We start from the raw sequence: 14,764 nt of genomic DNA, 5'->3' as shown, positions 1-14,764 counted from the left end.
GTATTAGTAGAAATCGAGCCTCATATGCATTCAGTAGGTCATAGTGAGCGTAGCGGTGCAGTAGTTGAGCCTTACTTATCAACACAATGGTTCGTAAAAATGGCTCCACTTGCAGAAAAAGCAGTAGCACTTCAACAAAAAGAAGAAGAAAAAGTAACGTTCGTACCAGAGCGTTTTGAAAACACATACTTACGCTGGATGGAAAACATTCATGACTGGTGTATTTCTCGTCAATTATGGTGGGGACACCGTATTCCAGCTTGGTATCATAAAGAAACTGGTGAGGTATACGTAGGTACAGAAGCACCAGCAGATATTGAAAACTGGAATCAAGATAATGACGTACTGGATACATGGTTCAGTTCAGCGCTATGGCCGTTCTCAACACTTGGTTGGCCGGATGAAGATTCAGCAGACTTTAAGCGCTACTATTCAACAGATGCATTAGTAACTGGTTATGACATCATCTTCTTCTGGGTATCTCGTATGATTTTCCAAGGTTTAGAGTTTACAGGCGAGCGTCCATTTAAAGATGTATTAATTCACGGTTTAGTTCGTGATGAGCAAGGTCGTAAGATGAGTAAATCTCTTGGTAACGGTATTGACCCAATGGATGTTATCGAGAAGTACGGTGCAGATGCAATGCGCTATTTCTTATCAACAGGAAGTGCACCAGGTCAAGATTTACGCTTCAGCATGGAGAAAGTAGAATCTACTTGGAACTTCATTAATAAAATTTGGAATGCATCACGCTTCGTATTAATGAACATGGATGATATGAAGTATGAAGAAATCGATTTAACTGGTGAAAAATCAGTTGCAGATAAGTGGATCTTAACTCGCTTAAACGAAACAATCGAAAGTGTAACACGTAACATGGATAAATATGAGTTCGGTGAAGCTGGACGTTCATTATACAACTTCATTTGGGACGATTTCTGTGACTGGTACATTGAAATGGCGAAGCTTCCACTATACGGTGAAGATGAAGCAGCTAAGAAAACAACTCGTTCTATTTTAGCTTACGTATTAGACCAAACAATGCGTCTATTACATCCATTCATGCCATTCGTAACAGAAAAAATTTGGCAACATTTACCACATGAAGGCGAATCTATTACAGTAGCTGCGTGGCCAACAGTTCGCGAGGATTTACAAGATACGGAAGCTGCGGCAGAAATGCACCTTCTAGTTGATATCATTCGCTCTGTTCGTAACATCCGTGCAGAAGTAAATACGCCAATGAGCAAAAAAGTTCAAATGCAAATTAAAGCAAAAGATGAGGCTGTACTTGCTCAACTTACGAAAAACAGCTCTTACATTGAGCGTTTCTGTAATCCAAGCGAATTAACAATTCAAACGGATTTACAAGCGCCAGAAAAAGCAATGACTGCAATCGTATCAGGTGCAGAGTTATTCTTACCATTAGCTGATCTTATCAATCTTGATGAAGAGAGAGCTCGTCTTGAGAAAGAACTTGAGAAGTTCGATAAAGAAGTAGAACGTGTACAGAAGAAACTTTCTAACCAAGGTTTCGTAGCGAAAGCTCCTGCGGCAGTTATTGAAGGAGAGCGTGCGAAAGAGCAAGATTACCTAGAAAAACGCGAAGCAGTTCGTCAACGTCTAGTAGATCTTGAAAAGTAAAAATGTTTTTAGAGACTCACTATATTGGTGAGTCTCTTTTCTTTGCGTATAATAGAACTATGAAAGTTGTCTTTTGAAAGGGGAAAAGCATACGTGATACATACATACGAAGAAGCGATAGGGTGGATTCATAGCCGATTGAAATTTGGAATTAAGCCAGGATTAGAAAGAATGAGATGGATGCTAGAAGAACTCGGAAATCCAGAGCGTCATATAAAATGTGTTCATCTTGCTGGTACAAATGGAAAAGGTTCAACGTTAACATATATGCGCTACATGTTAGAAGGCGCGAAATATAAGGTAGGAACGTTCACCTCTCCTTATATCGAAACATTTAATGAACGTATTAGTGTGAATGGGACACCAATTGCAGATGAAGAGATTACTGAACTTGTAAAGATGGTAAAACAAGTCGTGGAAAAACTAGATGAGACGGATTTAGGGGAAGCGACGGAGTTTGAAATTATTACTGTTATGGCAATTTGTTATTTCGGTAAAGTCAATTTCTGTGATGTTGTTTTATTTGAAACAGGGCTTGGTGGACGTTTTGATTCTACTAATGTTATACACCCTGTTCTCACGATTATTACGAATATCGGTCACGATCATATGCATATTTTAGGGAATACACTAGGAGAAATTGCATATGAAAAGGCGGGGATTATTAAATCTGGTGTGCCGGTAATTACTGGTGTGCAGGACGAAGAAGCTTTGGAAGTCATTCAAAATGTTGCAAAGGAAAACCATGCAAACCTATACGAACTTGACAAGCATTTTACAGCGTTACATAAGCAGTCTAAAGAAGATGGGGAAGAGTTTGATTTTACTTGTCCTTTTGCCGCATTTGAAGATTTGCAAATCTCAATGAAAGGCATTCATCAAGTAGGAAATGCAGCGCTAGCACTTATGGCAGTCATGTATGTAAAAACATATCTATCATTTTTAATTGAGGAAGAGGAAATAAGAACGGGATTACGGGAAGCGTATTGGATTGGGCGCTTTGAAAAGCTGCAAAGTAACCCGGATATTATTATAGATGGTGCCCATAATCCAGAAGGTATTGAAAGCCTTGTGAAAACAGTAGAAGCGCATTACAAAGATAAAAATGTAATAGTTTTATTTACTGCCCTTGGTGATAAACAATTGCATAACATGGTAGGCCAATTAGAAACCATTGCAGATGAAATTATTTTTACAACATTCGCCTTTGATCGTGCTATCTCTGCTGATAAACTTGCATCATATTCACAAAAAGAATCAAAATTAGTTTTTGAAAATTGGAAAGAGGCAATTGATACAAAAGTTGAAATGATAGGAGAAAATGATGTTTTCATCATAACAGGTTCTCTTTATTTCATTTCTGAAGTTCGAAAATATATTCGCGAGAAAAACTAGATAGTCTTTGCTATCTAGTTTTTTGTTCTACAAATGAAGTCAAAAGCATACATATAAGATAAATATATAGGGTTATTTGGCGAATTTCTCTGACAAATATCTCGTTTTTTTGTGAAAGGAATATGATATGATGCGGACAACGATAAGAGGTGAGGTGTGAGTGTATGGACAAGCAATCACGAACGATCTCAGTGAAAGTGAATGGAACAGAAGCGAAGTATGAGGAAAAGAAGAAAGATGAATTTGAATGGATGGTAGTAGAAGGTGAACGACCGAGAAATGTTGTTCCGTTTCAAAAAGCGAAATCGATGTCTGTGGAAAAATACCGAAAGAAGTGGAGTAATACATTAATTGCAATCGTTGCAACCGCAATTATTATCGGTACGGCGTTTGGAATGGGGATGCTTCATTTACTCACCGGACAAGGAACGACAGGAGGAAGTGAAGTAACAGCTTCCAAGCCGACTGGGAATGGAGAATCAAAGGTGGGTGGAACGGCAGGACAAACATCAGAACCAAAAGAAGAAAAACAAAAAGCACAGGCAGGAGTGTCATTGGATCCGATGAAATTATTTTTTGTTCAAGGGGGGCTTTATTCTTCTGAAGAAAAGGGACGAGCAGCTCTTGAAGAATGGAAAGGCAATGGGGGCATTGGAGCTTTGAGACCGAGCGGGGATAAGTATGCAATAGTTGTTGGTATTGCTAGCGATGAACAGGCTATAAATCAATTAATGACTCAGTATAAAAATGATGGTGTCTCCGTTTTAAAAAAGAACTGGGATATAACAGATAAAGCGTTGCTGAAAGATGATAAAGAAGTAGGAACATTTTTAGCAAAAGTGCAGCCATTATACACTCATTTAGCAAAATATGCTTCTAGTGTACAAGTTGGTGGAAAAAGCAGCGCAAAAGATATAGAAGCGATTGAAAAAGAATGGAAAGCGATTGAAAAAGAGGGGAAAAGTATGAAGCAAGAAGAAGCAAAGAAACTGTATATGTATACGTCGGTAGCTGTACAAACAGTAAAAGATGGGAAAATGGATAAGGAATCTTTGGTGAAATTAAATCAAGTTATTATTGATGGCCTACTTTCGTATGAAAAAATTGTTTCGTAGAAAGTGAAATGATAGGATAATAAAATGAGTAAGAAAGAAGTACATGTACTTCTTTCTTTTCTTTTGAATTTAGAGCAAAGTGCTTTCTCTATGACAGGAATATAATCGTATGCAATAAAGAATTGTTATTTTAGTTAGAGAAATTAATATTTCTTTCATTTGTGGACAAACTATTCCTTTGATACGATTGATATAAATTGTTCTGCTTCATGTGAGAAAGGAAGGAGAAAATATGAAAAAAATAATTTTAGCTTCAGGATCACCTCGGAGGAAGGAATTGCTTGAGTTAGCTAGCATACCATTTGAAATCGTTGTAAGTGAAGTAGAGGAAACAATTGGTGCATATTCATCGCCTTCTGATATTGTAATGTCGCTTGCCTTGCAAAAAGCATCAGCGGTGGCAGAAAATAATAGTGATCACATTGTGTTAGGTGCAGATACAATTGTTACATATGAGTCGCGTATTCTTGGTAAGCCTTCTAATGAGGATGAGGCGAAAGAGATGTTACAATTACTATCAGGGAAAACACATGAAGTGTATACAGGTGTTGCGATTATATCAAAAGAAAAAACGGTTACTTTTTATGAGCGTACAGAAGTTACGTTTTGGGAGCTAACAGAAGAGGAAATTGATACATACGTCACGTCGAAAGAACCTCTTGATAAAGCCGGTAGTTATGGGATTCAAGGTAAAGGATCTATTTTCGTTCAAAATATTCAAGGGGACTACTATAGTGTAGTTGGCTTACCAATTGCACGTCTCGTTAGGGAATTAAAACAATTTGATATTGATGTAACCCATGCGTAAAATTGCATGGGGTTTTCTTTGAGAGAACAAATAAAGGAGTGGAGAGATGAACGGTATTCGTGATGTTGTAAGAGAAGAACAGCCACGGGAGCGTTTATTGTTAGAAGGTGCCGGAAGTTTATCAAATCGAGAGCTTCTCGCAGTATTACTCAGAACAGGTTCTAAAGAAGAAACAGTGTTAAAGTTATCAGATAAAATTTTACACCAATTTGATGGCTTACGTATGTTGAAAGATGCAACATTAGAAGAGCTAATTAGTATACATGGTATTGGGATTTCAAAGGCATCGCAACTTATGGCAGCCTTTGAACTAGGCAGAAGAATGGTGCGTTTAGAATATCAAAATAGATATAGTATTCGAAGTCCAGAAGATTGTGCGAAATACATGATGGAAGAAATGCGTTTTTTACAACAAGAGCATTTTGTTTGTTTATATTTAAATACAAAAAATCAAGTTCTACATAGGCAAACGATTTTTATTGGAAGTTTAAACACGTCAATTGTACACCCCAGGGAAGTTTTTAAAGAAGCCTTCCGTCGTGCAGCAGCCTCTATTATATGTCTTCATAACCATCCCTCAGGAGATCCCACGCCGAGCCGTGAAGATATTGAAGTAACAAAACGTTTAGTAGAATGCGGCCAGATTATCGGAATTGAAGTGCTAGATCATATTATAATAGGTGACCATAAATTCGTGAGTTTAAAGGAAAAAGGTCATATTTAAGACTATGCTTTTTACTTATTTTGTTTTATAATGTGATTTATGAGTTTTTTGTAGAAATTTATCTACAAAAAGGATAAAGATATAAAAAACGTACTGTTTTTATAATATAAAGTAAGAAAAAATGAGTCCGTGAAAACAAGAAAGGAAGATAAATAATATGTTTGGATTTGGTGGATTTACTCGCGATCTTGGAATAGACTTAGGAACTGCGAACACGCTTGTATATGTAAAAGGAAAAGGTGTAGTTTTACGTGAACCTTCAGTAGTTGCGTTACAAACTGATACGAAACAAATCGTTGCTGTAGGTAGCGACGCAAAACAAATGATTGGTCGTACACCAGGGAACGTTGTGGCACTTCGCCCGATGAAAGACGGTGTAATTGCTGATTATGAAACAACTGCAACAATGATGAAATATTACATTCAACAAGCTCAAAAATCAAACGGTTTCTTCTCACGTAAGCCGTATGTAATGGTATGTGTACCATCTGGTATTACAGCTGTAGAAAGACGTGCAGTAATCGATGCGACTCGTCAAGCGGGTGCTCGTGATGCTTATCCTATCGAAGAGCCATTTGCAGCAGCAATTGGTGCAAACTTACCTGTTTGGGAACCAACTGGTAGTATGGTAGTTGATATCGGTGGTGGTACAACAGAAGTTGCAATTATTTCTTTAGGAGGTATTGTAACAAGTCAGTCAGTTCGTGTTGCTGGTGATGATATGGACGATTCAATCATTCAGTACATTAAGAAAAGCTATAACTTAATGATCGGTGAAAGAACAGCTGAAGCATTAAAATTAGAAATCGGTTCTGCAGGCGAGCCAGAAGGTATCGAGCCTATGGAAATTCGCGGTCGTGATTTAGTAAGTGGTTTACCAAAAACAGTACTAATTCAGCCAGAAGAAATTGCAGATGCATTAAAAGATACAGTAGATGCGATTGTAGAATCAGTTAAAAATACACTAGAAAAAACTCCACCTGAATTAGCAGCTGATATTATGGACCGCGGTATTGTATTAACAGGTGGCGGGGCATTACTACGTAATTTAGATAAAGTAATTAGTGAAGAAACAAAAATGCCAGTTCTTGTTGCAGAAGACCCATTAGATTGCGTAGCAATTGGAACAGGTAAAGCATTAGACAATATCGATCTTTTCAAAACTGCTGCTCGATAATATTGCAAAATAAAAATCAGTGAAATTAAGAGGGTGTGAACGTGCCACAGTTTTTCTTAAACAAAAGATTAATTGTTTTGTTAGTTAGTATTATTCTTCTCGTGGCATTGATTGGAATCTCATTGAAAGAACGGAACAGTTTAACATGGCCAGAGCAGTTTGTTAAAGACACTGTCGGTGTTGTAGAACGTGTATTCCAAAAGCCAGCGAAATACGTAGCTGGATTCTTCGAAAATGTAGAGGATGTAAAGCGCACGTATGAAGAGAATAAAGAATTAAAAGCAAAATTAGATAATTATGCAGGTCTATCAGGGAAAGTAAAACAATTAGAAGATGATAACAAGAAGTTACAAGAGTTAACTGGAAAAAAGGAGTTGCTGAGCGATTATACTGAGATTCCAGCTACTGTTGTTTCTCGTAGTTCAGATAAATGGTACGATTTAATTGGAATTGATAAAGGGGCACAGCAAGGAATTAAAAAAGATATGGCTGTTATGACTTCACAAGGTTTAGTTGGACGTGTGAAAAGTGTATCTCAGTTTACATCATCAGTAGAGTTATTAAGCTCTATGAGCCGAACAAATCGTGTATCTGCTATTGTACAAGGGCAAGAAAATATCTTTGGTTTAATTGAAGGTTACGACAAAGAAAAACACTTACTTCTTTTCACAAAGATTGGTTCTGATGCAAAAGTAGAAAAAGATCAAATGGTTGTAACATCTGGACTAGGTGATATTTTCCCGAAAGGTCTTGTAATTGGGAAAATCGTTGATGTACAACCAGATGCATACGGCTTAACAAAAACAGCTTATGTAAAACCTGCCGCTGATTTAAATGACGTAGAGCATATTATGGTTGCTAAACGTAAAAAGCCTTCAGCGCCATTAGAATAGGAGGGAGAGAAGAGATGATGAAGATTTTAAAAAGAGCAGCTCTTCCTCTTTTGCTCCTTTTTGTGTTTCTATTTGAAAATATGTTTGCTACCATTGTTCCAACAAATGTGTTTTGGAAAGAGAGTATAGCAGCACCGCATTTCTTTATAATCGTCTTATGTTTTATTACAGTGTATTATAGTCCGGTCCAAGGGATTTATTACGGACTATTATTTGGTTTCTTATTTGATACCGTATACACAGAACTTGTCGGTATATATATTTTTGCTTATCCGATTTTAGCTTATTTAGTTTATAGTGTGATGAAAGTACTGCAATTGAATTTATTTATTGTTGTTTCCATCATATTAGCTAGCGTTGTAGCACTAGAGTATTATGTGTATGGATTTTTAACTTTGTTGGGACGTACTCATATGCCAGCGTATGTCTTTTTCACAGATCGTCTCCTTGCTACTTTATTGTTAAATGCTATTTTCTTGTTGATAGTTTGTTTCCCACTGAGACGATATATATTGCGTCTTTCAAAAGCGATGGAAGAAAAAGAAAAAAGGATTTTCTAATTTTATGTCGAATTGAATCGGTGGGGTGAACTTTAGTGGAAGAAAAAAAGCAACAAAATGTAACGATAAAAGGGACAAAAGATGGGATAACGCTTCATTTAGATGATTGTTGTTCATTCTCTGAATTGTTGATAGAATTAGACGAAAAACTTTCTACACATTACTACGATGGTGATGGACGCTCTTTAATTGAAGTGCATGTGAAAGTAGGAAATCGTTATTTAACAGAAGTCCAACAAGAAGAGATTCGTACGTTAATTCGTAATAAAAAGAATCTTGTTGTGGATTCAATTAAAAGTGATGTTATCACTAAAGCAGAAGCAATAGCTTGGAAAGAAGAAACAGAAATTGTCCCTATTTCCAAAATTGTTCGCTCTGGACAAGTTTTACATGTAAAAGGAAATTTGTTGTTAATTGGAGATGTTAATCCAGGCGGAACGGTTATCGCTGGGGGGAATATTTTTGTTGTAGGATCATTAAGAGGAATTGCACATGCTGGGTATTATGGGGATTCGGATGCTGTAATCGCTGCATCTGTTATGAACCCGATGCAACTTCGAATTAGTGATGTGGCAATGCGGGCTCCGGAAGAGAAAGAAGACGGAGCGGAGGCGGCAGAATGTGCGTATATTAATGAGAACAATCACATTGTTGTCGATCGCCTGCAACTTCTCACTCATCTTAGACCTAATTTAACAAAGTTAGAAAGGGGAATTGTATAGCTGTGGGAGAGGCAATAGTAATTACATCTGGAAAAGGCGGAGTAGGTAAAACTACAACGTCTGCGAACATTGGTACGGCCCTAGCGTTATCTGGAAAGAAAGTGTGCTTAATTGACACAGATATCGGTCTTCGAAATTTAGACGTAGTAATGGGGCTGGAAAATCGTATTGTATTTGATCTTGTTGATGTCGTTGAAGGGCGTTGCCGTTTACCTCAGGCTCTTATTAAAGATAAACGTTTTGATGATCTTTATTTATTACCTGCAGCACAAACGAGTGATAAATCAGCGGTAACACCTGAACAAATGGATGAATTAATACAAGTATTACGTCAAGATTATGATTACATATTAATTGATTGTCCTGCGGGGATTGAGCAGGGATTTAAAAATGCGGTAGCTGGTGCGGATAAAGCAATCGTTGTTACGACGCCAGAAGTATCCTCAATGCGCGATGCGGATCGTATTATTGGGCTTTTAGAAAAAGAGGATATTGAACCACCAAAACTTGTTATTAACCGTGTACGTAGTCATATGCTTCATGAACAGGATATGTTAGATGTTGATGAAATTGTACGTACATTGTCAATCGAGCTTCTTGGTGTTGTCGAAGATGACGATGAAGTTATTCGAGCTACAAATACAGGTGAACCTGTGGCGTTGCAACCAAGCGGAAAAGCAGCGTTGGCTTATCGTAATATCGCAAGACGCTTGTTGGGTGAGAATGTACCATTACAAGCATTTGAACAAGAAAAGGTATCGGTATTTGCAAAGGTAAAAAACTTCTTTGGAATCCGTTAAAAGCACTTCGCACATATGCGAAGTGTTTTCTTTTTTCTTCACACGAATATCTTTCTTTCTTAGCTCATACACATGTACAAACTGTATACAACTGTTTCTATTGAAATTAGCTTACGGAAAGAAAGGAGACAGTATGAAGAATAGACGCGTAGAAGAAATTAAAAAGCGGATTGCGAAAAGGAAGGCCGAGCAAGAAAGGATGGAGGAAGAGCAGTATTTTACCGGAGGGAATTTTGGTAGCGAAACAGTATTTATTGAAGAAGGAGAAAAGGAAATTCACCCTTTATTTCGAAAGGAAGTCTTTTTCTTCAAAGTTTTATTATCAGCAATATTAGTTCTTTCGGTTGCTATTTTATATAAGAATGCCCCGTCTTCGTTCGATGGTGCTAAAGCTGTTACAGAAAAAGTGATGAAAGAGGAATTTCAGTTTGCTACTGTAGCGAAATGGTATGAAAAGCAATTTGGAAAACCGCTTGTATTTTATTCACCGAATGAGAAAAAAGAAGGAAGTATTCAGCAAAAAAATTATGCAATTCCTGCTTCTGGAAAAGTAATGCAAGGGTTTCAAAAAAATGGCCAAGGTGTATTTGTCCAAACAGCTACAAATGCAACAGTTGAATCAGTGAATGAAGGATTAGTTGTTTTTGCGGGTAAGAAAGAGGAACTTGGAAATACAGTTCAAATTCAACATGCAGATGGTACGGAGTCATGGTATGCAAATTTAAACGATATGTCAGTGAAATTATATGATTACGTTTCAAAGAAACAAAAAATTGGAACGGTGAGTAATGATACAAATGATAAAAATGGAAAGTTTTATTTCGCGATAAAAAAGAATGAAAAATTTATTGATCCGATCCAGGTGATATCATTTGATTAAATATAGGGACGTCTTAACGAAAATTTCCGTGCATCCATTATTTTGGGTTATCATTGTCATTGGTATTTTTACTGCACGTTTTAAAGAATTAATACTGTTATTTTGTATTGTTCTTATTCATGAACTTGGGCATGCTCTTGCAGCAGCGCACTATAATTGGCGTATAAAAAAAATTCAGCTTTTGCCGTTTGGTGGCGTGGCTGAGCTTGAGGAACATGGTAATAAGTCGTTGAAAGAGGAACTTGTTGTCGTAATTGCAGGACCGATTCAACATGTTTGGATGATGCTAGTAGGTTATATATTATTTGAAGCCGGTTGGCTGAACGCGGATTTATATTATTTCTTTATGTGGAATAATATAATTATTTTAGCGTTTAATTTACTCCCTATTTGGCCGTTAGATGGCGGGAAAGTATTGTTTAATATACTATCATATCGTTTTCCTTATTTACAAGCACATGGAAAGATGATGAAATTGTCATGTGTTTTTTTTGGTGTAATATTAGGATGGCAGTTACTCTGGAATAGCAATAATATTATGATGTGGGTACTACTCATGTTTTTGGCAGTGTCGTTATATCAAGAGTGGAAACAAAGACGGTATGCCTTTATGCGTTTTTTATTAGAACGTTATTATGGGAACAAAAGAGGAATTGAAAAGATTGCACCTATTGAAGTGCAATCAGAAGATCATTTATATAAGATATTCACAAAATTTCGTAGAGGATATAAGCACTCTATTATCGTCCATGGAAAATATAAAGAACATTACACATTAGATGAAAATGAACTGCTCTATGCATATTTTACTGAAAAACGAACAACTTCATCAGTTGAAGAATTAATCGGTTAGTGTTGACGATAGCACTAACCTTTTATTATTGTAAAAGCAAAGAAGATTATAAAGTGAGGAAATAATTTTGAAAACGTTATATGTGAATTACGCTGGATCGGAAAAGCGCGTTGCAATTGAAGAGAAGAAAAAAATTGTTGAGTTTTTATGGAAACGTAATGAAGAGCAAGAGATTGTTGGGCATATTTATGCCGGACGTATCGTAAGAACAATCGCTGGAATGAACGCAGCATTTGTAAACATCGGTTTAGAAAAACATGCGTATCTTTCATACGATGATGTACCATCTTGTTATCGTATACATGAAGGGCAAGCGATTCTCGTACAAGTTGTAAAAGAGGCAATTGATACGAAAGGGCCTAAATTGACAGCGAATATAGAATTTACCGGGAAATATGTCGTTTATATGCCGTTTGATGAGATGCGCGCTGTTTCTCGGAAAATAAAAAATAATAAAAAAAGACAACAGTTACTCCAAATTGAGGTAGAAGGAACAGGGGGTTACATTTTCCGCTCTGCTTCTGAAAAAGGAGCGATTGAAGAAATACAAGCTGAAATGCAAATGTTACAGCAGTTATATGAAGAGCTAAAAAGAAAAGAGGGCCAAGGAAAGGCGCCGTTATTACTTCATCGACCGGCCACCTTTTTAGATCGTGTATTCCAAGAGAATCCGATTGAAACAATTGAAAAAGTAGTTGTAGATACAAGAAGTATAGTAAAAGAATTAGAGGGAAAGATTGGAAAAGAAAAAGTATCTTTTTATAATGAAAAATCTTCAATGTTTAACCATTTTGGAATAGAGCGTGAAATCGAGAAAGCACTTCAAAAAATTGTATGGCTCCCGAATGGTGCTTATTTAATTGTGGAACAAATGGAGACGATGACTGTAATTGATGTGAATACGGGCAAGTTTACTGGAAAACAGAATTTACAAGATACAGTCCTTCGTACAAATGAAGTGGCAGCTGAAGAGATTGCACGTCAATTAAGACTGCGTGATATCGGTGGTATGATATTAATTGATTTTATTAATATGAAAAGAAGAGAAGATAAAGAAATGGTAAGAGAATGTCTCATGGCTGCTATGCAAAATGATCGCACATATACAAGAGTGCTTGGGTTTACAGAGTTAGGGATTTTAGAGATGACACGTAAACGTAAGAAACATTCTTTACGCGACGTATTACTAGAAGAATGTGTACCGTGCAAAGCGACGGGGTATATGATGTCATATGAGACAATTGCGTATGAGTTAGAGAGAGAGCTAATTACATATGGCAATATAGAGGATGAGGCAGTATTAATCGCTGCACCTAAAGACTTGCAAAAACAATTTTTGCAAAAAGAATTACAAAAAAATATTCCATTTGAAATTTATTTCAAAGATGATATGATCGAAAAGTATGCAATTGTCCGTTTTGGAAGTAAAACAGAAATTGTAGAGCGGAAAAAATAGTTAGCAGAACATTTATTGACAACCGTCTATGATTCATGATAACATCTTTATGTTATAGTTTATAGCACCTAAACGGCTATATGCTACAACCGCACAAGACAGGTTCCCTAAAGGCATATATGTCTACCTCGTTTTTGGCGAGTCTTAGTAATTAAGAGGAGGTGCAAGTATGTACGCAATTATCGAAACAGGTGGAAAACAAATTAAAGTTGAAGCTGGTCAAGCAATCTACATTGAAAAATTAGATGTTGAAGCTGGTGAAACTGTTACTTTTGACAAAGTTCTTTTCGTTGGTGGCGAAAACGTTAAAGTTGGTAGCCCAGTTGTAGAAGGTGCAACAGTTACTGCGAAAGTTGAAAAACAAGGTCGCGCTAAGAAAATTATCGTTTTCAAATACAAAGCGAAAAAGAACAATCGTAAGAAACAAGGTCATCGTCAACCTTACACTAAGCTAGTTGTTGAAGCTATCAACGCTTAATCCAGGTTAACATGATTAAAATTACGATAAGTCGCACGAAATTAGGAAGTATCCAATCATTTAAAATGACTGGACATGCCGATTATGCGCCACATGGACAAGACCTTGTCTGTGCTGGAACTACAGCGGTTGTGTTTGGTTCTATAAATGCAGTGGAAGAACTTTGTAATGTGCAGGCAACTATTGAACTCGGAAGTGATGGCGGATTCTTAACGTATGAATTGCCTAATGATTTAGACGTTCATACAGTAGAAAAAGCACAGATACTTTTGGAAGGATTGGTTGTTTCGCTTAAGACGATCGAACTTGATTACGGAAAGTATATCCGTTTAATAGAAAAAGTGCAGGAGGTGTAACGTATGTTAAGATTAGATCTTCAGTTTTTCGCATCTAAGAAAGGTGTAGGTAGTACAAAGAACGGTCGTGACTCTCAGTCAAAACGTCTTGGTGCTAAACGCGCAGATGGTCAAACGGTTTCAGGTGGTTCAATTCTTTACCGTCAACGCGGTACAAAAATTTATCCAGGTGTTAACGTTGGTCGTGGTGGCGATGACACTTTATACGCGAAAGTTGACGGCGTAGTACGCTTTGAGCGTCTTGGCCGTGACCGCAAACAAGTGAGCGTATATCCTGTTGCTCAAGAAGCATAAGAACTCACGGAAAACTCTAACCTGAGTGCAGGTTAGAGTTTTTCTATATTAAGGGGTATCTAAATGAATGAAAAATGGACAATTATAGATGCATTGCGCCATTCAAGACATGATTGGCTCAATCGTATGCAGATGGTGAAAGGAAACCTTTCCCTTGGAAAAGTGGAAGAAATTCATAGTCTCATCGATCGTTTTGTCCAAGAAGCGAGACAAGAATCCAATCTGATGGGGCTATCAATGCCTTTATTTTCAGAGTGGATTTTAACATATAATTGGAAACAGCAGCCGTGCTTATTGGAGTACGAAGTATTAGGGGAATTACATAACTTATCTCACTTAGATGAGACTGTATGTACATGGACGAATCAATTTTTCTCGATGCTTCAGCATAGTTTAGACGTATATGTTGAAAATTATGTTTGTATCACAATTGAATGTGACGCGGATAATGCTCGTTTCTTTTTTGATTTTCGTGGTAAGCTAACGAGTGTAGAAGAACTACAGAATTGGCTTGCGACCCAAAACAATAAATGGTATTCCATTTCTTATACAGTGCGAGACGAAGAAGTCTCAGTTATATTACAACCAATTGAAAAAGTGTGGTGAAAT

At 37.0% G+C, this 14,764-nt stretch carries 17 protein-coding genes and 1 other annotated feature; all 17 genes read left to right on the top strand.

Annotated features, from left to right (window positions below; all coding sequences use genetic code 11):
* Positions 1 to 1,644, top strand: a 1,644-nt coding sequence (locus MR160_RS22070) for a valine--tRNA ligase (RefSeq protein ID WP_346670367.1), incomplete at its 5' end; no start/stop codon positions are given.
* Between the two features lie 93 nt (positions 1,645 to 1,737).
* A complete protein-coding gene (locus tag MR160_RS22065) occupies positions 1,738 to 3,039 on the top strand; it encodes a bifunctional folylpolyglutamate synthase/dihydrofolate synthase (RefSeq protein WP_000582079.1) in 1,302 nt (433 codons plus the stop codon).
* 164 nt (positions 3,040 to 3,203) lie between these two features.
* Positions 3,204 to 4,154: a hypothetical protein gene (locus MR160_RS22060; protein WP_044784524.1), complete on the top strand. Its 951-nt coding sequence runs from the start codon at positions 3,204 to 3,206 to the stop codon at positions 4,152 to 4,154.
* A gap of 232 nt (positions 4,155 to 4,386) precedes the next feature.
* Complete coding sequence (locus MR160_RS22055) at positions 4,387 to 4,962, top strand: Maf family protein (protein WP_000720491.1); 576 nt, start codon at positions 4,387 to 4,389, stop codon at positions 4,960 to 4,962.
* A gap of 46 nt (positions 4,963 to 5,008) precedes the next feature.
* Positions 5,009 to 5,686, top strand: a complete 678-nt coding sequence (radC, locus tag MR160_RS22050) for a RadC family protein (RefSeq protein WP_001013396.1) — start codon at positions 5,009 to 5,011, stop codon at positions 5,684 to 5,686.
* 157 nt (positions 5,687 to 5,843) lie between these two features.
* Positions 5,844 to 6,863 carry a cell shape-determining protein MreB gene (mreB, locus tag MR160_RS22045; RefSeq protein ID WP_000466736.1) on the top strand — a complete coding sequence of 340 codons (1,020 nt, stop codon included), beginning with the start codon at positions 5,844 to 5,846 and terminating at the stop codon, positions 6,861 to 6,863.
* Positions 6,864 to 6,904: 41 nt separating this feature from the next.
* A complete protein-coding gene (gene mreC, locus MR160_RS22040; RefSeq protein WP_001135484.1) occupies positions 6,905 to 7,756 on the top strand; it encodes a rod shape-determining protein MreC in 852 nt (283 codons plus the stop codon).
* A 14-nt stretch (positions 7,757 to 7,770) separates the two neighbouring features.
* Positions 7,771 to 8,316 carry a rod shape-determining protein MreD gene (mreD, locus tag MR160_RS22035; RefSeq protein WP_000975762.1) on the top strand — a complete coding sequence of 182 codons (546 nt, stop codon included), beginning with the start codon at positions 7,771 to 7,773 and terminating at the stop codon, positions 8,314 to 8,316.
* A gap of 35 nt (positions 8,317 to 8,351) precedes the next feature.
* Positions 8,352 to 9,038 carry a septum site-determining protein MinC gene (gene minC / locus MR160_RS22030; RefSeq protein ID WP_000391514.1) on the top strand — a complete coding sequence of 229 codons (687 nt, stop codon included), beginning with the start codon at positions 8,352 to 8,354 and terminating at the stop codon, positions 9,036 to 9,038.
* Positions 9,039 to 9,040: 2 nt separating this feature from the next.
* A complete protein-coding gene (gene minD, locus MR160_RS22025) occupies positions 9,041 to 9,838 on the top strand; it encodes a septum site-determining protein MinD (RefSeq protein ID WP_000503309.1) in 798 nt (265 codons plus the stop codon).
* A gap of 133 nt (positions 9,839 to 9,971) precedes the next feature.
* The gene (gene spoIVFA / locus MR160_RS22020) at positions 9,972 to 10,718 is read left to right on the top strand and encodes a stage IV sporulation protein SpoIVFA (protein ID WP_000797477.1); all 747 of its coding nucleotides are present in this window, start codon (positions 9,972 to 9,974) and stop codon (positions 10,716 to 10,718) included.
* Complete coding sequence (locus tag MR160_RS22015) at positions 10,711 to 11,571, top strand: M50 family metallopeptidase (protein WP_000599047.1); 861 nt, start codon at positions 10,711 to 10,713, stop codon at positions 11,569 to 11,571. Before spoIVFA ends, MR160_RS22015 begins: the two co-directional genes overlap by 8 nt.
* Before the next feature lie 67 nt (positions 11,572 to 11,638).
* Positions 11,639 to 13,027: an Rne/Rng family ribonuclease gene (locus tag MR160_RS22010; protein WP_000855476.1), complete on the top strand. Its 1,389-nt coding sequence runs from the start codon at positions 11,639 to 11,641 to the stop codon at positions 13,025 to 13,027.
* 77 nt (positions 13,028 to 13,104) lie between these two features.
* Positions 13,105 to 13,182, top strand: a sequence feature (ribosomal protein L21 leader region).
* A gap of 14 nt (positions 13,183 to 13,196) precedes the next feature.
* Positions 13,197 to 13,505 carry a 50S ribosomal protein L21 gene (gene rplU, locus MR160_RS22005; protein ID WP_000270907.1) on the top strand — a complete coding sequence of 103 codons (309 nt, stop codon included), beginning with the start codon at positions 13,197 to 13,199 and terminating at the stop codon, positions 13,503 to 13,505.
* Positions 13,506 to 13,516: 11 nt separating this feature from the next.
* On the top strand, positions 13,517 to 13,861 hold the full coding sequence (locus MR160_RS22000; RefSeq protein ID WP_002082112.1) for a ribosomal-processing cysteine protease Prp: 345 nt from the start codon (positions 13,517 to 13,519) through the stop codon (positions 13,859 to 13,861).
* Between the two features lie 3 nt (positions 13,862 to 13,864).
* On the top strand, positions 13,865 to 14,155 hold the full coding sequence (gene rpmA / locus MR160_RS21995) for a 50S ribosomal protein L27 (protein ID WP_000944957.1): 291 nt from the start codon (positions 13,865 to 13,867) through the stop codon (positions 14,153 to 14,155).
* Between the two features lie 63 nt (positions 14,156 to 14,218).
* On the top strand, positions 14,219 to 14,761 hold the full coding sequence (locus MR160_RS21990; RefSeq protein ID WP_001003580.1) for a sporulation initiation phosphotransferase B: 543 nt from the start codon (positions 14,219 to 14,221) through the stop codon (positions 14,759 to 14,761).
* Positions 14,762 to 14,764: the final 3 nt, after the last annotated feature.

Source organism: Bacillus cereus group sp. BfR-BA-01382 (assembly GCF_022663475.1).
GTDB classification, from domain to species: Bacteria; Bacillota; Bacilli; order Bacillales; family Bacillaceae_G; genus Bacillus_A; species Bacillus_A thuringiensis_S.
The sequence above is the reverse complement of the archived record's forward strand: the minus strand, read 5'-3'. Positions and strand labels throughout refer to the sequence as shown.